Here is a 20,003-nt window from a genome sequence, read left to right as displayed (position 1 = left end):
CCCGCGGAGCGGGACCCCAGGCGCTGCGCGCCTGGGAAGGGAACCGCTTCGCTGCGCTCAGCGGGGCCCGGCTTCGCCGGGCCAAGGCCGGCCCTTTGGGCCGGGGTCCTCCGCTTCGCTCCGGACCGCCCGCTTCGCGGGCGTGGACTCCCGCGCTCCGCACGGGAGGTGATCCCGTTTCACGGGATCGAAGCCTTCGGCCTGTTGGGGTGTCCGCTTCGCTCCCACCCCTGCCCTTGCGGCTTCGCCTCCAGGGCAGGGCCCGCTTCGCGGTCCCGGCTGGCAACAAGAGGGGGTGGGTTCCGCCAGGCTGCCGGTAGGCCCCTACGGGGCGCTGTCGGGGTGTGCTCCCTCAGGTAAGTCGTGCTACCGAGGTGACTCTGTCCTGCCGGTGCGCTTCAATTTTACAGGCGGATGAGATCTGGAATCAAGGGCTTGGTCCAGATCACCAAGTATCTATATAGATACCGGGCCCGGCTGTGCGAAGCGGCCTGGGGGCCGACAGTTCGCGCCCATGACTTCCCTTCTCCGAGGGGAGGATGGGGTCATGGCACACACCATGGTCGTAGCGGTCTCCCCCACCGACCTCGACCGGCTCGACGCCTTGGTCCAGGAGCAGCAGGCCGCCGAGACCCGCTGGCAGGCCCGCGCGGAACAGGACGCGAACCTCCTCGGCCTGCGAGGGCCCGAACTCCGCGCGGCCCGCACACGGATCCGCGCCGAGCGCGACCGGCTCCGCGAGAACGGCCGCCACCGGATCAGCCGGCTCCTCGCGCTCGCCCCCGCACTCCGAACCGAACTCGAGCACCGCGGCCTTCTCCGAGAGTGGGACCCGATCCCCGAAGGCGCCCAGCGGGCCGGACAGACGCTGGGAGGGGCCGGACCCTACTCGGGGTACCGGACTCACCGCCCGACTCGTCGTCAGCATCACAGAGGCCCTCTGGGCACCGCTCCAGCGCGGGGTCTACTGGACCAACCAGCCTCACATCCAAGCCCTGGAAACCTGGAACGACGTGTGGGGCGCCGGACCTGCCGCCCCACCGGACACATCCTGCGCACCGCCCTCCACCACACCCTCAACAGCCGCTGAACAACGCTCCACTGCAGGGCAGGACGTGCGCGGCCGCCGCAGGGCGCGCCCTGGGGTGCCGGTGGTTTGGTGACCGTGTGCCCCTTCGTCCCGTCGCAGGGGACGGAACGAAGGGGGCTCCTGCCGGGGCTACGGGAATCCGGCGGCTCTGCGGGACCTAATCGGCCTCTCCCAATGCTCCTTCGGCTCGGCCGGCCTGATCACCGGCGGCACGGCCTCGGCCGGGAAGGGCAGCTCCGGCGACGGGCGCGGGGGCGGAAGCGTCCGGGAGCCGGCTGCGGCCTGTTCGCCCTTCCGCAGAGCGAGCGCCAGGGCGGCGACGTCCTCGACCGTGCGTCGCTGCGCCGCCACCTTCAGGAGCCGTTCGGCAAGGGCAGTGTCGCCGCTGGCCCTCAAGCGCGTCACCAAGTCCGCGATCTCGCCCGGGGGCCGGGTCAGCGCAGCCTCGATCAGGACGTCCGAAGGCGAGAACCCGGCAAGCTGCGCACCGCTCTGCTCGTTGCGGTTCCCCGATGCCGGTGCGGCGAGGCCCGAACGCGGTATCTCCCTGATGGAGACCACGGAGAGCGGCTCGTCGACGTTTTCGCGGGCAGCACGGGCAGCGCGTACCCACGGGCCGGCCGGAACACCGCATGCCCTGGCGATGGCCGCCACCACGCGCGGCTGTGGGGGCCTGGGATGACTCAGGGCATCGCCCAGCGTGCTCCTGGGCACGCCGGAGAGGTAGGCCAGCTCACGGACCGACAGCCCCGCCTTGGCCACCAGAGCGCGCAGCCTGTCCTGGAAGACCACCCCCTCGGTGCCCGCCACGGGTACCTGGCCCGCGAGCGGCCTCGGCCGGCGCTCCGCCGACAGGGGCCGGGCGCGCTGCTGCGCCTTCTTCGCCCGCGAGTACAGCACGCGGACCACCTCCACGCCGTCCTCGCCGCTCAGCACGCGCGCCGTGAACAGCACGGCCGCCAAGGACGGCAGGGCCTTACCCGAGAACAGACGCGAGAGCGTGGCGATCGAGGCGTACCCGTTCGTGGCGTTGCTGATCGCGGACAGCGTCGGGTTACCGCACGCTGCCCGCAGGCGGCGGAGCTCAGACGCGAGCTCCGCCGCCTCCGGAGTGATGCTGTGCATCGTGGTGTCCAGCTAGCCGGCGGCGCCGGGGACCACCACGGCCTTCGCCGTCAGACGGCGGATGGCCTCGATGGCGCCGAAGACGGCACCGACCACCTGCACACTGACGGTCGGCGCGATCCCGCCCGCCACCAGCAACAGCACGGCCAGCACCGCGAACAGGATCACGATCACGAACGTCCTCGACGGCTTGACGCGCGTCCAGATCTCGCCCACCACGCACGAGACCGTGTCGTACCCGCGCCGCGCGCGGTCCAGGACCCAGTTGGTCATAACGCCTACCACTCCCCATTCTTCTTTTTTGTTGGTCCAGATCGCCTTCAGGGAAAACGTCTCCGGGGAGCTGGCAGGCCCCCTTTTGACCCCACGATTACTACATACGAATAGGGGCCACGGCAAGTTCCTTCGAAACGACCTCAAGCCCCTCGCACTAATATGCGAGAGGCTGAGAAAGTGGAGCTATTCATTCCGCGCTCCGTCTGCCAACGGAGGCGGTATCGTTCCCCGGCGATCTGGACCAACAGAAGCCATGGGACCCGCACAAGGCATAGCGGTAGCCAAAGCCACCGAGGACCCGCGCGAGGCGTAGGCCTAAATATGGACCCCCAGCAGGGTGTCCGGCAAACAGAAACACCGCGCGGTTGTATTAAGTCGCTGCTGTGACCTGCGGCTTATTCCAGTTTTTGCAATACTGTCCGGCTGTCCGGCAAAGAAGTCGGATTGCCGGCCAGCTGCCAATCCGTAGGCAATTCCGGGCACCCAGCCACTCCACGAGAACGCCTCCCGCCCTTCCCGGAGCCGCCCCTGACACGTGCCCGGGAGCCCGGGAGAAGCCGGAGACGACCCACCACGGCCCCCAGGCATCCCGGGGGGCGTCACGCTTCGGGTAACCGTGTTCCGGGCGGCGGATAGGGACGGCCCGGGATCCAGCCGACGCCCAGGAGCACGATCCGCTCGAAGGAGTCCTCCTCGCCGAGTGCGCGGACCCCTTGCCCGGTGTCGAAGGCACGGTCCGCGGCCGCGAGGAGGCGCAGCGAGCGTTCCTCGTCCGCGTCCGCGCCGGACAGCCGCCGGCCCCCACCGGGGTGGCGGGGTGGGAGATGAAAGGCGCCAGAGCGCCAGGCGCTCTCCCACAACATGACCGCGGCGAGCACCGACAGGGTCAGACCGACCGTGGGCCAGCCGACTGCCGTCGCCCACCACGCGCAGCCCGCCAGCACCGCACCGATCACGCTGGCGGTGCACACACGGCGCTGCCGGCCCGACATCACCACCCTCCACCCCGCCCGGCACCCGCCACCCGGGCCGCATGCTGCTGGACTTCCTCCGAGGGCGCCACCAGGGGCCCGGCCGGAGGCGGAACGGGCTCCGGCCGGTACTGGCGCTGCGGTACAAGGCGGCCACACCGGCCGTCCCGCCCAGCACCGAAACTCGACCGGGAACTGGAGATCGCCGGTGCGGTCATCGTCGCCGGTACAGCCCTGGCATTCTTCACCCTCGGCGCCACCGAAGTCGCTGCGGCGGCAGCTACCGCCACGATCGTCGAGCTGGCCGCGGCTTCAGTGGCCCCCGTTACGCTTTCGCCGGGCTCCCCGACGGGCTGCCGGCCGGCGATCCCTACGCCTTTCGAACGGGCACGCCAGCCGGAGCGGGTTCGGGACCCGGCCGAGGGCCCTGGCCGGCGTCGAGCGAGCTGCAAGGACCGGCCGCGGGCAAGGAGCTCAAGCCGCCCAACGCGCGCCACACCGTTTCGGGATCGGCCAGTGGCGAGGTGAAGGAGAGCAACAGCGTCATCCTCCGAGGCCACCAGAGCGCCGTTGCCCAGGACATAGCCGACATCGCCAGCGGCAAGGCGACCTATGTCAAGGAACTCGACCGCTACGAGGTGAACGGGCGCACCTATGGTGTCGAAGACTCGGGAAGGACCTATCCGGATTCCGGGCCGGGCATCGTGAAGCTCGACAGAAACGAGTACGCAGCCCTGCAGCAGGTAGCCAAGGCGAAGGGGGACATCAGTGCCGCACCACAGCTGACCAGGAACCCGCGTTTTACCAACAATCCAGGCATCGTCGAGAAAGCCCTGGCCATCTACAACGGGACGTATCCGTGACCTATAACCTCCTTACCGTCGCCGCCGTCAGCCCCGAGACCATGGCTGTGGCCCTTGCGGGATGCCTCGGTGTCGCGGTCAGCGATGTGGACGTGGCCGATCCTGACGGCGATCCCGACCTTCGGAACTGGGATGCGCTCGTCTCGTGCGAACACCGGGCGGTCCATGGTGATGTCGCGTGGTCGCTGGACATCTACGCCCAGGACGAGGTGGCTGATCGGCCGCTTGAGTCCGAACTCGCCGCGAAGTTCGCGCAAGCCACCACGACGACCGTCCTGTCCCCCGCTGCGGAAGCGCTTCCGAGTGCTTATTGGGCCGTGACGCCGGAGGGCCTTCTCACGCGTGCCCGGCTTGAGCTCTCCGACGACGAGCCCGCTCTTTACGCGGTCACCGCCGTCGAAGCGCCGGTGGCTCAGCTGCCGCGGGCGGTTGTGACGCGATTTGCCGAGTTCGTGCGCGAACAGAGGCCGGACACCCCCGTGGCCGATGCGTTCGTGGCATCGGTGGAGAAGGTACGGCAGACCGCCTCGGGCCTGGCACGGCTTTCCCTGGACGACGGCACTGGCAGCCCCATCTGGTCCGCGAAGGACAACCTGGTCGTGTGGGAGCGGGTCATCCTGCAGTTGGAATCCGGATGGGCTCCGTCGGGGTGGTATCCGGCCGACCTCTATCGAGAGAGGCTGGAAGCCCGCGACGAGCTCGCCGGCATCGGTGCCCGCCTGCCGCGTGAGGTCACCGAACTGCTCGGCAAGGCGCTGGAGGAGCTGGACAGGCGGTTCGCCGCAGCGACGGAGGAAGATCCGTCAGGGAGCCTGCGCAGGGAACTGACTGGCGCGTCCGCAGAACAGAACCCGGTTGGCTGGTGGTGGCATCGCCGCCCGGATCCCACGCCTTGGGAACAGCCCTGATCCTGCCCAACGGGCCTGATCTTGGCTTTACGGAGCCCTGCGGGCCTGGTGATAGGTGGAGCAGCTGCTGCCGCGCGGAGTGAATCGACGCACCCGCGATCGGGGTGCGCATTCGGGGTGCAGGTTGGAGAGGGCATCAGCGACGGCAGCGGCCTTTGGGCGCCAAGCTCACCCAGGAGGAGGCAACGCTTGGGGCAAAGTCCGTCGCCGGAGCCAAAGGGACCGTCGCCGGAGGCGTGGAGGCCGCCGGCATCGGCGTCGGGGTGTCCGGAGAAGGCTGGGCGGACCCGGGCGCCGAAGCCTGGATCGGGTACAAGGAGGACGAGGCGACCGGTGTATGGAAGTTCGACGTTGAGGCCGGCGATTGGAACCAGAAGGCGCCCCATGCCCACATCACTGCCGGTCCCGATCGAGTTCAGTCTGCCCGAGGGCTGGCTGCCGGCCCGCCCGGAAAGCGGCGACCCAGGAGTCGCGTTCGCCGCGGTGCACCCGCACCCTGACACGGGGTTCGCCGCCAACATCACCGTGGACGGCGGCTTCCCGCCCGACGGGACGACTCTGGCTGCCCTCGCCGCAGAGTCGGTCCGCCGCCTGGCTGCCGTCGCCGACTCGGTGACAGTCGACGGTTACCACGAGTTCGGCAGCGCCGAAGCTCCTGCCCTGACCCAGAGGCTGGCCTTCAGGGCGCTCGCCGGCGAGACACACCGTGACCTGGTCCAGTCCCAGGTCTACCTCTCCCTCGTCGACATCGAAGAACCGCGCAAGCGTGGGGTGATCCGGCTGGCGCTGACCGCGACGAGCGCGCAGCACGATCACGTGGTCGGGGGCTTCCAGGAGTTCCTGCGGAGCGTACGTCCCGGCACGGGGAAGGCGGCGTAGTCGTGGGCTCCCTGTGGGACAGGTGGATGGGCACCCGGCATGCAGAGGCAGGTGCCCGGGCCCTTCCTGCCCGGGACCTGCGAAGCGCGCTGCTCGCGCTGAACGCCTCTGGAGTTCCCTTCAGCGTCCGCGAGACCGGAACCAATGGCGCGGACCTGGTGGCAGAGTGGCGGGTCATCGAGCCCGCCACCGGCGACGGCACGTCGCGACGGCAGGTGGACCGGACCCTCAAGGTCTGGATGTCTCTGCGGCCCCGAGAGCGTGAGGTGCGGGCCGTGGACGAGCAGTTCGAGATCACTCGCGCGGGCGCGCCCCCTGGCCGGACCGTGGCCCGGGCTCACGGACGCGGACCGATCCGCCGGGTGCGCAAGCAGTGGGTTCTCGAGAAGGGCCCCGACGGCCGCAGGCGCAAGGTCGAAACGTTCAGTTTCGACTCCCGGCAGCTGAAGAACCCCCTCCGCGCGACGGTTCTGGAAGCCGGCTGGACCTGGCGAGGTGCCTACAGGCTCTGAATGCCCACGCCGGGGTCGCGGTCGAGAGAGCCGTATCCCTACGGCCTGCCGCAAGACTCGCGAACGACGTGGCCACGCTGTTCCAAAGCCGTTCGTCGAAGCGCAATCGCCCACGGGCTCGAACAGCACTCTCCATCGATCATCGCGGCGGCGGATTCCTCGACTACACCGACGCTGCCGCGTCACCGAGGTGGGGGGCCTTCTGTGCCTGAGTAACAGTTCCGCCGGATCCGGGCTTGGAGCAGCTCCGATTGCGCCGAGCACGGCGGCCGTGTCCCCGGGGAAGACGCTTCAGCCGAGCGGCCCGCCGCCGAAGGCGAGGAGGCGCCAGGTGTGTCGGGAGATGGGGAGCGCCGCGGGGTCCGCAGCGTGGTCGGCCCCGGGACTGGTTGGTGCGCATGTTCAGGAGGCGCGCATCGCCGCAGGCGCCGGTCGATCGGCACCCGTGTCAGTGCTCTGCGGCATGATGACTGCCATGGACACCGAGATACTCGTGGACGTCTGGCAGCGGCTTCTCGCCGACCCGCGCAAGTCGTGGGTGCTGTTCGAACATGGCACTTGTGTCGTGCTGACCGCACCGGATGGAGAGCTCGCCGAACAGGCCACCGAGATCCTGAAGAAGTTCGGCGCGGCGCATGCCGGATCTCCGGCAGGAGACTTTGGGGTGATCGACCTCAAGGATGCCGAGGGATGGGTCGTGACCGGGCACCACAACGACGTCCTCACCTACGTCGGCCCCGATGAGCCTCAGGATCAGTCGCAGATCACTGTCGGGCTGTTCGGACGTTCCAAGCGCCATCAGGATGGCACCGAGCTTCACGTCGTCCACGTTGAGGACAAGCGAGGCTCAACAGACCCTGCATGAGTGTCCGCAATTCGCCGCCTGAGGTCGCCAGGGCGTATCGGCTCCCGCTTCCGCCGAGCGCCCGCGCTGCGGAGGGACACCGATCTCACGCAAGCGGACTCGAAGGCTGACCGGTTCATCGGCTGTCCGGGACGGCGGCCGAGGAAAGGCCACAGTAGGAGGCTGCGACTGGAGGCCGATGACCCACAACGGCTTCCACCTGGCTAAGAGCAAGCGCAATCCGGACCATGCCGCCCAGCTTGTCCGCCGCCGTCAAGGAATCGGATGACCGACCTCGCCGCTTTGACCCGGCTCTGCCCGCCGCCGGCCGCGCCGCAGCTCCTCATCGACTGGAGCGCTGTGGAAGCGGAGCTCGGCATGCACCTCCCCGAGGACTACAAACAGCTTGCCGCCACCTACGGGCCAGGGCTCTACGGCGACTACATCAACGTCTACCACCCCCGTGCGAACACCCCCTGGGCCAACCTCACCGGGCCCATGCCCTCACGCATCCGCCGACATCTCCACCACGACTACGACGAGGGCAGCCACCCGGTCCCCTACGACCCACGGCACCTCTTCCCCATCGGTGTCACCACCAACGGCGCGTACCTGTTCTGGATCACCGACCCCCAAGACGCTCCCGGCAGCTGGCGCATCGCCGTCAACGAAGCCCGAGGGCCCCGCTGGTACACCCACGATGGCACCCTCACCGCTTTCCTCGCATCGGTCTTGAGCGGAGAAATCTCCGTCCCTCAGTTCCCCGAAGACCTCCTCGACCTTCCCACCGCCTTCACCCCTTCCACAGCGCCGGGCGTCGCCTATCCGGATCCTCCGGCCAGACCGGCCGTCAGTAGCGACAGCATCCGAGAGTGGGCGCGCGCGAACGGCTATCACGTCCCCCTACGGGGCCGGATTCCCGGTGATGTCCTGGACGCGTGGGGCCGAGCCAACCCGGCCTGAGCGGCCGTTCCCGACCGATCATGGTGGGCGGCCGGTTCGAGTGAGGCGACTCGTTCGGATGGTCTCGGTGGACACGAACGTCGGGGCCCCGACGCGGTTCGGGACGTCGAAGCTCGCCTGCTGGCCGGGGAAGCTGACTACGCGCCAGTCCTGTCGTCGACTGGGGTCGGTGACGTGCCCACGAGCTTGCGAAGGAAGCGATCGACCTGGTCCTCGAGCGGGGGCCAGTGCTGGCCGGGCTGGTTGACCCGCATGGATACCGCGCCGTGCACTGCGGCACGTAGGTCTAGGGCCACCGTAGAGGCGTCGTCCGTCGGAGCCAGGCCGGCGTCCATGCACCTTTGGACTGCAGCCGTGGTCGTACGCCCGAGTTCTTCCTTGAAGCGCATGTCCGTGCGCTGGTTGAGGGTGCTCTCGTGCAGCACCTTGTAGAGACCCGGGTGGTCGTGTGCCCAGGTGCCCAGGACGAGGGTTCGGGCGCGCAGTTGGGCGACCGGGCCGCCCTTGGTGAACTCGGCCTGCTGCACGGCAAGCATCAGGTCCTGGTGGCAGCGCTCCAGCGCGGCCAGCACGAGTGCATCGCGGTCGGGAAAGTGCAGGTACACCGACGTCGCGGCGACGCTGATCTCCCGGGCGACGGCCCTGAGGGACAGGGCCTGGTCGTCGCCCAGCTCGTCGAGCATGCGGAGAGTGGCGGCGACGATCTCCTCTCGGAGACGCTCGCCCTGACCGCGGGGATTGCGCCCGCGGGGCTGTTGCTTGCCCGGTGACTTCTTGTCCACGGTGATCGATTGTATCTGCACATCCGTTGCCGTACATTCGTAGCGCTACAGCTGTTCACTCATGAGGGGGAGCCTTGCCCAGCGCACGACTCGCAGAGAACAAGCAGACCGTCCTGGCCTTCTACCAGGCAGCGATCAACGACAAGGACCACAGCGCTGCCTCGAAGCTGCTTAGCCACAGCTACATCCAGCACAATCCCCGGATCGGCGATGGCCTGGAGGGCTTCCGGGAGTTCGTCGAAACCCTCAAGGCGGACTTCCCCCACCTCCGCGCCGAGGTGAAGCGGATCTTTGCCGAGGGCGACCATGTGATCGCTCACGTCCACGGCATCCGGGTGCCGGGCGGCCCCGGAACGGCGATCGTCGACATCTTCCGCCTGGAGGACGGCCTGATCGCCGAGCACTGGGACGTCATGCAGCAGATCCCCGACGAGGCACGCAATCAGAACGGCATGTTCTGAGGCGACGATGGCCTCGCCCGAGTGATCTGGCGGGCGTCCGGGCATGAGAGCAGGGCATTCTCAACAGCTCGTGGGTGTCCAGGTCCGCGCAACAGCAGGCCCTGGGGCCGCAGTCTTCCGTGCCGCCGTCCAGTGCGGCCAACTCGTTTGCCACCTGTCTGGCACCTGGATTGCGTAGGGTGCCGCGCCGGCAGCGGTCTGGCTGAAAGTGCTGCACCGGCCCGATAGATGACCTCAATCTCGGGGTGTTTGGCGAGCCAGGAGGCCAGGGTGTCCTGGCGCATGTGGCGTCCCGCTTCGGGCGGATGGGATGAACTTCGATGAGAACGAACCGCAGTCTGTTCGCGAGCAGCGGTTAGCCGCAGAGCGGGCCGAAAGCAGAGAGGCACGCAAGGCTGCGTCGCTCGACTTGTGGGGAGCCCACGTCGGCGCGGTCATCGTGATCGGTGCTCTGGTCCTCCTCGGCTGGTACGGCAAGCTGGTCGCTCTGGGCATCGTCAGCGGAATCTTTCTGATCTGGTTCGCCGCAGCCCTCGTGTGGGCCTGCGCAGACGGGGACCACGGTCGGCACGCACTGCAGCGCGCGTACAGCATCACCTTTGGATGGGGCGACGGGTTCTGAGCGCCAAAGAAAAACCCAGGGGGCAAAGGTGACGAACGATGTCGGGATTCCGCTGCCCCCGATGCCCACTGAGGGGGGACGCCGGGTGCGAGCGGAGGTACGACTGGATCGCCTCCGGGACGACTGGAACCATCTCTGTGTCTCGCCGGCTACTGGCGCTCTGCAGCCAGCTATCAGGACACCCGCTGGCGCAAGCCTGAGTTCGGGACGCCGAGCATGAGTTTGGTATCACCAGCAGTTGTCGTACCGTCCTCTGCAACAGTTGATCGGTGAGCTGCCGAGGTTCAGATATAGGCCCGGATCTGCTTCACCGGGTGGCCTAGCCGTTCCTCCAGTGCCGTCAATTCGTCTTTGCTGAACCAGAGACGTTCGGGGTTCCAGACAGCGATCTCAAAGCGGGCGAAACCACAGGGGCGTGGATGGGGCCGCGAGAATGGTTAACGGCGGCGGTGGGGCATGCCGTTGGGGTTGTACGGGTCGGGGCGTTGCACGGTTTCGGGCCGCGTACCCGGGGCGCGGGTGGCGGTATCGTGCGGGGATGATCAATGCGGGGGTGGGGACCGGCGATGTCGGGGTCGCGGTGGCGGCGGCGTGTGCCGGGGCGGACGTGGTGCGCGGGATGTACGGGCGGCGGATCGGTCGTATCGACAAGGGGGGCGGGGATTTCGCCACCGCTGCAGATGTGGAAGCCGAGAAGGCGATCCTCGGCGTGCTGCGTGGCGCCCGGCCCGGGGACGGTGTCCTCGGGGAGGAGGGCGGGCAGCAGGGGGCCGGGGAAGCCGCGCGGCAGTGGCTGGTGGATCCCTTGTGCGGAACGCTGAACTACGCCGTCGGCACCATGCTGGTGGCCGTCAACGTGGCGCTGCGGGGCGGGGCGGCGGCGGTGGCCGATCCGTTCGGCGGTGAGGTCTTCTTCACCGATGGGGAGGCGGCCTGGGTGCGGCACGACGGTGTCGACGTCCGGCTGTCGCCTTCGGCCGGCTCGCGGCTCGTGGACGTGAACCTGGACCCGCCGTTTCCCGGTGCGCCCGGTTTCCGGGCCGTGGAGCTGTTGGCGCATCCGCGGTTCGTGGAGCACTTCCGGCCCCGGGTGGGGTCCACGACGCTGGCCTTGGCCTGGGTCGCGGCCGGTAAGCGCGCCGCGTACGTCACCGATGGCGGTGACCTGTCCGGGAGCGTGCATTTCGCGGCCGGTATCGCCCTGTGCCGGGCCGCGGGTTGCGTGGTGACCGGGATCGACGGTGGGCCGGTCGGGGAGGGAGGCCGCGGACTCGTCGTGGGCGCCGATGCCGAAACCCACCGGCTGCTGATGTCGATGGTCCGCGGCTGAGGTCCGCCCCCGAACGCCGACGGGGCGGCGCAGACCGGCGGGTTGCCGGCGTACGCCGCCCTGGGGCGGGACGTGTGCGGTGTTGTCATGCGGGTTACTTCGGGTCGTGGTTGAACTTCGAGGTCGACCAGAAGTAGCCGAGCACCGCGAGACCCAGGCACCAGGCGGCGGCGAGCCATCCGTTGTGGCCGATCTCGCTGCCGAGCAGCAGGCCCCGCAGGGTTTCGATGGCGGGGGTGAAGGGCTGGTACTCGGCGATCGGCTGGAACCAGCCGGGCATGGAGTCGATCGGGGTGAAGGCGCTGGACAGGAGCGGCAGCAGGATCAGCGGCATCGCGTTGTTGCTGGCGGCTTCCGCGGTCGGGCTGCTGAGGCCCATGCCGACGGCGATCCAGGTGAGGGCCAGGGCGAAGAGGACCAGCAGGCCGAACGCCGCCAGCCATTCCAGGGCGGTTGCGCCGGTGGAGCGGAAGCCGATGGCGAAGGCGACGGCGCCGACGAGGAGCACGCTCGCGACCGATTGCAGGACGCTGCCGATGACGTGCCCGACGAGGACCGAGGGGCGGTGGATGGCCATGGTGCGGAAGCGGGCGATGATGCCTTCGCTCATGTCGTTGGAGACGGACACCGCGGTACCGATGACGGTGCTGCCGATGGTCATGAGCAGCAGGCCGGGGACGAGGTAGGCGATGTAGGCCGAGCGGTCGGGGCTGCCGCCGGTGATGCCCGAGCTCATCGTGCCGCCGAAGATGTAGACGAAGAGCAGCAGCAGCATGATCGGGGTGAGCAGCAGGTTCAGGGTGAGTGACGGGTAGCGCCGGGCGTGCAGGAGGTTGCGGCGCAGCATCGTCGACGAGTCGCGTACGGCGAGGGACAGGGAGCTCATCGGGCAGCCTCCTCGGGCTGGTGGGGGACGCCGGCGCCGCCGGTCAGGGCGAAGAACACGTCGTCGAGGTCGGGGGTGTGCACGGTCAGTTCGTCGGCCTCGATGCCGGCCGAGTCCAGCCGGTCGAGGACGGAGCGCAGTTCGCGCTGGCTGCCGTCGCTGGGGATCTGCAGCGTGAGGGCTTCGTCGTCCCGGGTGGCCTGCAGCAGGGTGGAGGCGGCGGACCGGTAGGCGGTGGGGGCGGTGAAGCGGAGGCGGACGTGTCCGCCGGGGATGAGGCGCTTCAGTTCCCGGGCGGTGCCCTGGGCGGCGATCTTGCCGTCGTTGAGCACGGCGATGCGGTCGGCGAGTTCGTCGGCCTCCTCCAGGTACTGGGTGGTGAGGAAGACGGTGACGCCGTCGGAGACCAGCTCGCGGATGATCTGCCACATGGTGTGGCGGGAGCGCGGGTCGAGGCCGGTGGTGGGCTCGTCGAGGAAGATGATCCGCGGGGTGCCGACCAGCGTCATGGCGATGTCCAGGCGGCGCTTCATGCCGCCCGAGTAGGTGGAGGCGGGCTTCTTCGCGGCCTCGGTGAGGTCGAAGCGCTCCAGCAGTTCGGCGGTGACCCGTCGTCCCTCGCGCTGGGAGAGGTGGTGGAGGTCCGCCATGAGGAGCATGTTCTCCTCACCGGTGATCAGGCCGTCGACGGCGGAGAACTGGCCGGTGACGCCGATCGCGGCGCGTACCGCCTGGGGGTCGGTGGCGAGGTCGTGGCCGCCGATGTGGATGCTGCCGGTGCCCGGGCCGGCGGGGATGAGGGTGGAGAGGATCTTCACGGCGGTGGTCTTGCCGGCGCCGTTCGGACCGAGGAGGGAGAAGATCGTTCCTTCGGGGACGGCCAGGTCGACGCCGTCGAGGACGGTCTTGTCGCCGTAGGACTTGCGCAGTCCGTTCGCCGCGATGGCCAGGTTGGTCATGGTGGGTGCTCCTGCTCCTCAGAGGCTGCGGGCGGTGATGTCGCCGTAGGCGGTGGTCGCGTGGATGTTCAGGTCGGCGGCGGCGCCGTCGGTGTTCCGGAGCGTGTTGTGGATCCGGCCGTAGGCGGTGCCGGCGTCCAGGGAGGCGGAGGCTCCGCGGGCGGCGCAGACCGTCACGTCACCGGCCTGGGTGTTCAGGACGACCGTGCCGCGCAGGGCCTCGGCGATGCGCAGATCGCCCTTCTGGGTGCTGAGTTCGGCGGCACCGGCCAGACGGCCGACCGAGATGTCGCCGGCCATGAGGGTCAGGCGGGCGCTCGCGGCCTCGTCGAGCTTGACCGAACCCTGCGCCCCCTCGAAGGCCACCTCGCCGAGCCGTCCCACGCCCCGGAGTTCGGCGGCGGCCGCCTTCGCCTCGACGCGGGAGCCGGCCGGCAGCTGGACCGTCACCTCGACGGATCCGGAGTTGCCGAGGATCCGGTTCTTCGCCGCCGGGGCCGCGATGCGCAGCACGCCGTCGGCGTACGCGACCTGCATCTGCTCCGCCGCCTTCACGTCCCGGCTCTTGGAGGCATCCGCGGGCAGGACCTCGACGGTGGTGTCGGCGCGGTCGGCCGCGATGAACCGGATCAGGCCCGCCGGGACATCGAGGACGGCGGTGATCGGGGCGGCGGTGTCGAACTTCTTCATGGTGTGCTCCTGACTTCTTGTCACTTCGTTTCCGATGACCCAAACGCTACGTTGCGTTCAGCATTCCGACAAGCTGTTCGTTGCGGATGTACTGAATCACTGCAGGTCAGAGCCTGAACATCGTTGCAACGATTCTGAATTCAACGCAACGGATGCTCCGTTGAGCGTTGCAATGGATGGGGAGTGAACGCTATGCTGGAGGCACTCGACGAGCACAGAGGAGATCCCGATGCCGGGAGGCAGGCTCACTCAGCAGGAACGCCAGCAGATCGCGCTGGGCGTGGCCGACGGCCTCGCCTACGCGGAGATCGCCCGGCGGCTCGACCGCCCCACCTCGACGATCACCCGTGAGGTGATGCGCAACGGCGGCCCCACCGGCTACCGCGCCGACCTGGCCCAGCGCGCCACCGAGCGCCGCGCCCACCAGCGCCGGCAGGCCGCGCCCCGAGGGCCACAGGCACCCGAGCAGGCCCACGGACGCGACCCCGAGGCCGTGCGCGAGTACGAGGAGACGTTCACGACCGTCCTCATACAGACGGGCACGCCCAAGATGATGGCCCGGGTGCTGACCTGCATCTACACCAGCGACGCGGGCAGCCTCACCGCGGCTGAACTCGCCCGGCGCCTCCAGGTCAGCCCGGCGTCCATCTCCAAGGCGATCGCGTTCCTCGAGGGCCAGGGCCTCGTGCGCAGGGAGCGCGACGAGCGCCGTCGGGAGCGCTACGTCGCGGACAACGACGTCTGGTACCAGTCCATGATCGCCAGTGCCCGCGGCACAGCCCAACTCGCCGAGACCGCACGGCAGGGAGTCGGCATCCTCGGCCGCGACACCCCGGCCGGCGTCCGCCTGGAGAACATCGCCCGCTTCGTCGACTTCGTCTCCGAGAGCATCACGCGCGCCGCGGACCAGGCCCGCGAAATCCTCCACACCCAGCCCGAGTCGGCCTCGGACGGCACCGGGACACCGCCCGGTGGGGCCGCGCCCGGTCTGGAATCCTGAACCGATGGGACTTCGACAGAACGTGGGCTCCGGATCGCCGTTGGAGCCGGAGATCGGCTTTTCGCGGGCGGTTCGGAAGGGGGATTACGTGGCGGTTGCCGGTACGGCCCCCATCGGGGACGACGGGGCAACCGTGGGAGTGGGGGACGTCCATGCGCAGACCGTGCGGTGTCTGGACATCGCCGAGCGGGCGTTGGAGGAGGCCGGGGCGTCTCTGGACGACGTCGTTCGGACGCGCATCATGCTCACCGACGTGACCACGTGGAAGGAAGCCGCCCGGGCGCACGGCGAGCGGTTCGCGACCGTGCGGCCGGTGTTGACGGTCGTCGAGGTGTCCCGGTTCATCGACCCCGACTGGCTGGTCGAGGTGGAGATCGACGCCGTGATCGGTTAGACGAACTCGTCCGGCCGGCGCCGCCGAAGCTGCCGGCCCCTCGCCGTCTGACCCCCGCAGGGGTGATGACGTATCCATCATGACAGGTCAGAGGGTGTTTTCGTAGGACGAACGGCACAGGCGGATGCCCTTGTTTGGGTACCTGTGCGGCTTTCAGAATCTCCGTCATGAACAACACGGCGCACATCAATCACGACGCGGTACTCCGAGCCCGGGTGGCCCTCCTCGGATCGGAGGCGCTGCCCGTCCGGCAACGGGTCGCCGCCTATCGCGTTCTCGTCCAGGTGAGCCCGCTCGCGTACCTGCCCCTGCTGACGGAGGCGCTGTACGACTACAGCAAGGAGTTCGCGCACCAGCCCGCGATAGCCCTGGCCCTGCGGGACGAGTCCGTCGAGGCCGCGCGCCGCATGTGCGCGCTGGAGCCCGAACGGTCCGACCTGCTCCGCACCGCGCTGGCCGGCTACCGGGAGCAGCTCGCGCTCATGGACCACCCGGACGAACTCGCCTCCGTGGACCCGGACCTCGCCTCCGACAGCGCGGCCCGCAGGGTGGCCGCGTAGGCCTTGGGGTGGGTGGTGTTGCCGTTGTGCCCACCCGGGAACGTCCGTATGGGGGCGGCCAGGAGGTCCGCCAGGGCGACGGCGCACTGGTGGTCGAAGACGGTCGGCACGGTGGCCTCGCCCAGGGCCGGGACGATGGGTGGCGACCTGCCCGGGGTGCCGGGCGGCCAGGTGAAGGCCCATGACCGCACCCAGGCTGCAGCCGAGCATCAGGGCCGGCTCGTCGGTGACGGCGGCCGGCAGGCGGTGCGCGTCCTCGGCGTGCTCGGCGATCGCCGTGGTCCGCCCGGGCCGCGCCGCCCGGCTGCGGGAGAGGCCGCGCCGGTCGTGGGTCAGGACGGTGTAGTGGTCGGTGAGGTGCGGGACGAGGTCCACGGTGCGGTCCGCGTCGCCCTCGCCGCTCTGCGCGATGAGCCCCGCTCCGTGGTCATCGTGGCGGGGACATCGCCGCGCACCCGGACACCACCGTGGGTGAGACGGCCCAGCGCACGGGCCTGCCGCAAAGTCAGGTCTCGGGCGCCGTCGCCCGGCTGAAGGCGGCCGGGTCCGTGAAGACGGCGCCCGACCCCGCCGACCGGCGCCGGACGCCGGTCCGTCAGGCCCCCGAGGTCTCCGCGCGCGTGGCCGCCGTACGGGCCGCCGGCTCCTCCAAGGTCGAGGAGGCCCTCGCCCGGATCCTCGGCGAGGCGGAGGCGCAGCGCCTGCCCGAGGTGGCGCAGGCGCTGGAGGTACTGGCCCGGCACCTGGTGCGCGACGGGCGCTGACGAGACCTCAGGTACCTCAGGTCAGGGCCGCTCCTCGTACGCGTCCTGCGTCAGCAGCAGCTTCTTCTGCGGCTTCCCCATGGCGTTGCGCGGCACCGCCGCGACGAAACGGACCTCGCGCGGCCGTTTGTGCACCGAGAGGTGCGCGGCGACGAAATCGGTGAGCTCGGGGCCCGTGACCCCCTCGGCGACGACGAAGGCGACGATCCGCTGCCCCAGATCCGGGTCCGGGACGCCGACCACGGCCGCCTCGCTCACCTTGGGGTGGTCGAGCAGCGCGTTCTCGATCTCCCCCGCGCCGATCCGGTAGCCGCCGGACTTGATCATGTCGATGGAGGCGCGGCCCACGATCCGGTGGACCCCGTCCGCCTCGTCGACGGCCGCGATGTCGCCCGTACGGAACCAGCCGTCCTCGGTGTACGCGGCCGCGGTGGCCTCCGGCCGCCCCAGGTACCCGGAGAACAACGTGGGGCCGGTGAGCTGGAGTTCCCCGATCTCGGCGCCCGGCTCGGCCGCGATGCGGGTGCGGATGCCGGGCAGCGGGGTGCCGACCGTACCGGGGCGGACCTCGCCGCCCGCCCGGCCGCTGATGGTGATCAGCGACTCCGTCATCCCGTACCGCTCCACGGGCCGCAGCCCGGTCAGCTCCTCCAGGTCCCGGAAGACCGGCGCGGGCAGGGCCGCGCTGCCCGACACGAGCAGCCGGGCCCCGGACAGCGCGGCCGCCGCCTCCGGTGCGGCGGCGATGCGGGACCACACGGTCGGCACCCCGAAGTACAGGCTGCCGCCCGCCGCGGCGTAGGTCTCCGGCGTCGGCCGCCCGGTGTGCACGAGGCGGCTCCCGGTGCGCAGGGCCCCGAGGACGCCCAGCACCAGCCCGTGCACGTGGAACAGCGGCAGCCCGTGCACGAGCGTGTCCTCGGCGCTCCACTGCCAGGCCCCGGCGAGCGCGTCCAGGTCGGCGGTGATCGCCGCGCCGCTGAGCACCACGCCCTTGGGCGCGCCCGTGGTCCCGGAGGTGTACAGGATCAGCGCGGGGTCCCCGGGCGCCGCGGCCGGCCCCGTCCAGGCGGAGCGCCGCGCGAAGTCCGCCTCGACGAGCCGGGCGCCGGAGTCGCGCAGGATGTGCTCCCGTTCGGCGGGTCCGGCGTCGGGCGGCAGCGGTACGCACGGCACGCCGGCCAGCAGTCCGCCGACCACGGCGGCGACGGTCTCCAGGGAGGCCGTGGCGGTCACCGCGAAGGCCGGGAGTCCCGCGACGTCGGCGGCCACCGCCCGGGCCGCACCGAGCAGCTCCTCGTAGGAGGCGGTGCGGCCGGCGATCGCGACCGCGTCCTCCCGGTCTCCGTATGCGCCTTCAAGTGCCGTGAGCACGGTGACTCCCCTCTGTGGTCCCGGGGCCAGGCTGCCAAAAGGGAGGCAGGCGTGCGACACCGGCCCGCCCTGCGCGCCGCTCAAGGCCTACTGGAAGGCCGCTCGATTACGGGGCGACGCGGGCGACCCCCGCCCGTATAGTCGCCATGACTTGACGATTCGATGACCCGTTCCCGAAGAATCGATGACCGAGAAGCTCCGAGGACGGACGAGCAGGGGGACACACGATGGAGACCGCACGCCTGGCCTCGCTCATCGCCGCCACGGTCACGATGGGTCTGGTCAGCGGCCTGTTCTACGGCTTCTCCGTCTCCGTGATGCCGGGTCTGAAGCGCACCGACGACCGTACGGTCATCGAGGTCATGCAGCACATCAACAAGGCCATCCTGAACGGCTGGTTCGTCCTCGGCTACATCGGCGCGTTCCTGTTCACCGCCCTGGCCCTGGCCCTGCACGTCCCGTCCGACGGGCGTGACGTGCTGCCCCCGCTGATCGCGGCCCTGGTCTGCTACATCCTGTCGATGGGCCTCACCAACAAGGTGAACATCCCGCTGAACAACGCCCTGGAGAAGGCCGGCCCGGTCGCCCGCATCAGCGATCCGGCCGCCGTCCGCCGCGCCTTCGAGGGCCCCTGGACCCGCGCCAACGTCTGGCGGACGCTGCTGTGCACGGCGGCGGCCGGCTTCCTGGGCTGGGCCCTGTACTTGCACGGCCAGATGGTCTGACCGCGTACGAAGTCCCCCGGCCGGGACGGCCGGGGGACTTCGTCCCGTGTCGGGCCCGCGTTCAGCGGGTGGCGCGGCCGTAGAGGACCAGGGCGCGGGACAGGGCCGTCAGGGCCACCGTGCACAGCAGGGTGCGGACGATGTTGGTGGAGACCCAGGTGCCCTTGAACTTGTCGACGATCGAGAAGTCCGTCAGCTTGGCCGCGTCGCCCGCGTCGGCCAGTTCGTTGTTGAGCGGGATGTTCACGGAGAAAGTGATCATCAGGACGACGAGGTACGCGACGGCGGCCACCCCGACCCAGACGGCGACCACCTTGCGGCCCTTGCGGAACTCGACGATCGCCGAGGCCGCGGACGCCAGCAGAGCGAGGATGAACGCCATGCCGAAGAGCCCGTTGCCGTCGATCGCGGAGTTGAAGTTCTGCATCGCGGTGACGTACGTGCGCTCGTCACCCGCCGCCAGACCCGGCATGACCGAGACGTCGAAGGCGAAGAAGAGGCCGGCCATCAGGCCCACGAGGACCGTCGAGACCAGGAGGAGGGCGGTGGCCACCTTGCCGCGCTCGGCGGTCGGCGCGGGCGCCCCGGGCTGGGCGTAGGCACCGGGCTGGGGCTGCGCGTAGGAGCCGGGCGGGGCCGCGTAGGGACTCGGGCCGCCGGCGGGGTACTGCTGGGGGCTACCGGCCGGATTGGGGTTCATTGGACTTCCTCATCTGCGGGTGGTGGGAGTACTGCTCGCCCTCGGCACGGACATCCGATCGTGGCATTCCCCGGGATACCCGGCCATGGGGTTTCCACCGGCTCTCGAGCGGGATTCGAGAGCCGGTGGCGAAATCCGTACGGTCGGCGGTCCGGTCCGGTCCGTGCCGTCGGTACGGCCGGTGCCGTCAGTAGCGGTAGTGGTCCGGCTTGTAGGGGCCGTTGACGTCCACGCCGATGTACTCGGCCTGCTCCGGGCGCAGGGTGGTGAGCTTGACGCCGAGGGCGTCGAGGTGGAGGCGGGCCACCTTCTCGTCGAGGTGCTT

At 69.8% G+C, this 20,003-nt stretch carries 25 protein-coding genes and 1 pseudogene; 15 read left to right on the top strand and 11 right to left on the bottom strand.

What is annotated here, in order from left to right; all coding sequences use genetic code 11:
* Positions 1–547 precede the first annotated feature (547 nt).
* A complete protein-coding gene (locus ACIP5M_RS35810; protein ID WP_401205268.1) occupies positions 548–1,090 on the top strand; it encodes a hypothetical protein in 543 nt (180 codons plus the stop codon).
* Between the two features lie 129 nt (positions 1,091–1,219).
* Here ACIP5M_RS35810 and ACIP5M_RS35805 read toward each other — a convergent pair whose 3' ends face one another.
* The 3 genes from ACIP5M_RS35805 to ACIP5M_RS35795 form a co-directional block, all read right to left on the bottom strand.
* Entirely contained in the window at positions 1,220–2,215 is a 996-nt protein-coding gene (locus ACIP5M_RS35805; protein ID WP_401205266.1) for a helix-turn-helix domain-containing protein, read from the bottom strand.
* Positions 2,216–2,227: 12 nt separating this feature from the next.
* Positions 2,228–2,488: a hypothetical protein gene (locus ACIP5M_RS35800; protein ID WP_401205263.1), complete on the bottom strand. Its 261-nt coding sequence runs from the start codon at positions 2,486–2,488 to the stop codon at positions 2,228–2,230.
* A gap of 602 nt (positions 2,489–3,090) precedes the next feature.
* Entirely contained in the window at positions 3,091–3,483 is a 393-nt protein-coding gene (locus ACIP5M_RS35795) for a hypothetical protein (RefSeq protein ID WP_401205260.1), read from the bottom strand.
* Positions 3,484–3,986: 503 nt separating this feature from the next.
* Here ACIP5M_RS35795 and ACIP5M_RS35790 point away from each other — a divergent pair.
* The 6 genes from ACIP5M_RS35790 to ACIP5M_RS35765 all read left to right on the top strand — a co-directional run bounded on the left by ACIP5M_RS35790 (position 3,987) and on the right by ACIP5M_RS35765 (position 8,431).
* Positions 3,987–4,325, top strand: a complete 339-nt coding sequence (locus tag ACIP5M_RS35790; protein WP_401205257.1) for a hypothetical protein — start codon at positions 3,987–3,989, stop codon at positions 4,323–4,325.
* The gene (locus ACIP5M_RS35785) at positions 4,322–5,233 is read left to right on the top strand and encodes a hypothetical protein (protein WP_401205255.1); all 912 of its coding nucleotides are present in this window, start codon (positions 4,322–4,324) and stop codon (positions 5,231–5,233) included. Before ACIP5M_RS35790 ends, ACIP5M_RS35785 begins: the two co-directional genes overlap by 4 nt.
* 384 nt (positions 5,234–5,617) lie before the next feature.
* Positions 5,618–6,112 carry a hypothetical protein gene (locus ACIP5M_RS35780; RefSeq protein WP_401205252.1) on the top strand — a complete coding sequence of 165 codons (495 nt, stop codon included), beginning with the start codon at positions 5,618–5,620 and terminating at the stop codon, positions 6,110–6,112.
* 26 nt (positions 6,113–6,138) lie between these two features.
* The gene (locus ACIP5M_RS35775) at positions 6,139–6,624 is read left to right on the top strand and encodes a hypothetical protein (protein ID WP_401205249.1); all 486 of its coding nucleotides are present in this window, start codon (positions 6,139–6,141) and stop codon (positions 6,622–6,624) included.
* 466 nt (positions 6,625–7,090) lie between these two features.
* Positions 7,091–7,489: a hypothetical protein gene (locus ACIP5M_RS35770; protein ID WP_401205274.1), complete on the top strand. Its 399-nt coding sequence runs from the start codon at positions 7,091–7,093 to the stop codon at positions 7,487–7,489.
* Between the two features lie 264 nt (positions 7,490–7,753).
* Positions 7,754–8,431, top strand: a complete 678-nt coding sequence (locus ACIP5M_RS35765; protein WP_401205247.1) for a histone-like nucleoid-structuring protein Lsr2 — start codon at positions 7,754–7,756, stop codon at positions 8,429–8,431.
* A gap of 137 nt (positions 8,432–8,568) precedes the next feature.
* Here the strand turns inward: ACIP5M_RS35765 and ACIP5M_RS35760 are convergent, their stop codons facing one another.
* The gene (locus ACIP5M_RS35760; RefSeq protein WP_401205245.1) at positions 8,569–9,213 is read right to left on the bottom strand and encodes a TetR/AcrR family transcriptional regulator; all 645 of its coding nucleotides are present in this window, start codon (positions 9,211–9,213) and stop codon (positions 8,569–8,571) included.
* Between the two features lie 74 nt (positions 9,214–9,287).
* Here ACIP5M_RS35760 and ACIP5M_RS35755 point away from each other — a divergent pair, with 74 nt between their 5' ends.
* From ACIP5M_RS35755 to ACIP5M_RS35745, 3 genes are all read left to right on the top strand, one after another.
* On the top strand, positions 9,288–9,674 hold the full coding sequence (locus ACIP5M_RS35755) for an ester cyclase (protein WP_401205243.1): 387 nt from the start codon (positions 9,288–9,290) through the stop codon (positions 9,672–9,674).
* Between the two features lie 310 nt (positions 9,675–9,984).
* On the top strand, positions 9,985–10,296 hold the full coding sequence (locus tag ACIP5M_RS35750) for a hypothetical protein (protein WP_401205240.1): 312 nt from the start codon (positions 9,985–9,987) through the stop codon (positions 10,294–10,296).
* Between the two features lie 538 nt (positions 10,297–10,834).
* The gene (locus tag ACIP5M_RS35745) at positions 10,835–11,626 is read left to right on the top strand and encodes an inositol monophosphatase family protein (protein ID WP_401205237.1); all 792 of its coding nucleotides are present in this window, start codon (positions 10,835–10,837) and stop codon (positions 11,624–11,626) included.
* 94 nt (positions 11,627–11,720) lie between these two features.
* Here ACIP5M_RS35745 and ACIP5M_RS35740 read toward each other — a convergent pair whose 3' ends face one another.
* The 3 genes from ACIP5M_RS35740 to ACIP5M_RS35730 are packed head-to-tail and all read right to left on the bottom strand — an operon-like array spanning position 11,721 to position 14,161.
* A complete protein-coding gene (locus ACIP5M_RS35740; protein WP_401205234.1) occupies positions 11,721–12,512 on the bottom strand; it encodes an ABC transporter permease in 792 nt (263 codons plus the stop codon).
* Positions 12,509–13,471, bottom strand: a complete 963-nt coding sequence (locus tag ACIP5M_RS35735) for an ATP-binding cassette domain-containing protein (RefSeq protein ID WP_401205231.1) — start codon at positions 13,469–13,471, stop codon at positions 12,509–12,511. Before ACIP5M_RS35735 ends, ACIP5M_RS35740 begins: the two co-directional genes overlap by 4 nt.
* Positions 13,472–13,489: 18 nt before the next feature.
* A complete protein-coding gene (locus ACIP5M_RS35730) occupies positions 13,490–14,161 on the bottom strand; it encodes a DUF4097 family beta strand repeat-containing protein (RefSeq protein WP_401205228.1) in 672 nt (223 codons plus the stop codon).
* Between the two features lie 229 nt (positions 14,162–14,390).
* Here ACIP5M_RS35730 and ACIP5M_RS35725 point away from each other — a divergent pair, with 229 nt between their 5' ends.
* The 3 genes from ACIP5M_RS35725 to ACIP5M_RS35715 all read left to right on the top strand — a co-directional run bounded on the left by ACIP5M_RS35725 (position 14,391) and on the right by ACIP5M_RS35715 (position 16,115).
* A complete protein-coding gene (locus tag ACIP5M_RS35725) occupies positions 14,391–15,161 on the top strand; it encodes a helix-turn-helix domain-containing protein (RefSeq protein ID WP_401205225.1) in 771 nt (256 codons plus the stop codon).
* Positions 15,162–15,165: 4 nt separating this feature from the next.
* On the top strand, positions 15,166–15,555 hold the full coding sequence (locus ACIP5M_RS35720; RefSeq protein WP_401205222.1) for a RidA family protein: 390 nt from the start codon (positions 15,166–15,168) through the stop codon (positions 15,553–15,555).
* Positions 15,556–15,722: 167 nt separating this feature from the next.
* Positions 15,723–16,115 (top strand): hypothetical protein, encoded by a 393-nt coding sequence (locus tag ACIP5M_RS35715; RefSeq protein ID WP_401205277.1) that lies wholly within the window; start codon positions 15,723–15,725, stop codon positions 16,113–16,115.
* Positions 16,116–16,319: 204 nt separating this feature from the next.
* Here ACIP5M_RS35715 and ACIP5M_RS35710 read toward each other — a convergent pair.
* Positions 16,320–16,490: pseudogene (locus ACIP5M_RS35710) on the bottom strand (alpha/beta hydrolase); the annotation flags it as partial.
* 92 nt (positions 16,491–16,582) lie between these two features.
* Between ACIP5M_RS35710 and ACIP5M_RS35705 the strand changes: the two are divergent.
* Entirely contained in the window at positions 16,583–16,879 is a 297-nt protein-coding gene (locus ACIP5M_RS35705) for a MarR family transcriptional regulator (RefSeq protein WP_401205220.1), read from the top strand.
* A 21-nt stretch (positions 16,880–16,900) separates the two neighbouring features.
* Here the strand turns inward: ACIP5M_RS35705 and ACIP5M_RS35700 are convergent, their stop codons facing one another.
* Entirely contained in the window at positions 16,901–18,253 is a 1,353-nt protein-coding gene (locus tag ACIP5M_RS35700; RefSeq protein ID WP_401205217.1) for an acyl-CoA synthetase, read from the bottom strand.
* A gap of 227 nt (positions 18,254–18,480) precedes the next feature.
* Here ACIP5M_RS35700 and ACIP5M_RS35695 point away from each other — a divergent pair, with 227 nt between their 5' ends.
* Complete coding sequence (locus tag ACIP5M_RS35695; protein WP_401205214.1) at positions 18,481–18,978, top strand: DUF1772 domain-containing protein; 498 nt, start codon at positions 18,481–18,483, stop codon at positions 18,976–18,978.
* 61 nt (positions 18,979–19,039) lie between these two features.
* Here the strand turns inward: ACIP5M_RS35695 and ACIP5M_RS35690 are convergent, their stop codons facing one another.
* Together ACIP5M_RS35690 and ACIP5M_RS35685 are read right to left on the bottom strand one after the other, a co-directional pair.
* Positions 19,040–19,678, bottom strand: coding sequence for a DUF1772 domain-containing protein (locus ACIP5M_RS35690; RefSeq protein WP_401205211.1), 639 nt, complete (start codon positions 19,676–19,678; stop codon positions 19,040–19,042).
* 187 nt (positions 19,679–19,865) lie between these two features.
* Positions 19,866–20,003, bottom strand: a 138-nt coding sequence (locus ACIP5M_RS35685) for an adenosylhomocysteinase (protein ID WP_401205271.1), incomplete at its 5' end; no start/stop codon positions are given.

The sequence above is a fragment of the Streptomyces sp. NPDC088762 genome, assembly GCF_044750905.1.
Lineage (GTDB): Bacteria > Actinomycetota > Actinomycetes > Streptomycetales > Streptomycetaceae > Streptomyces.
This window is presented reverse-complemented; position numbering and strand designations above follow the sequence as displayed.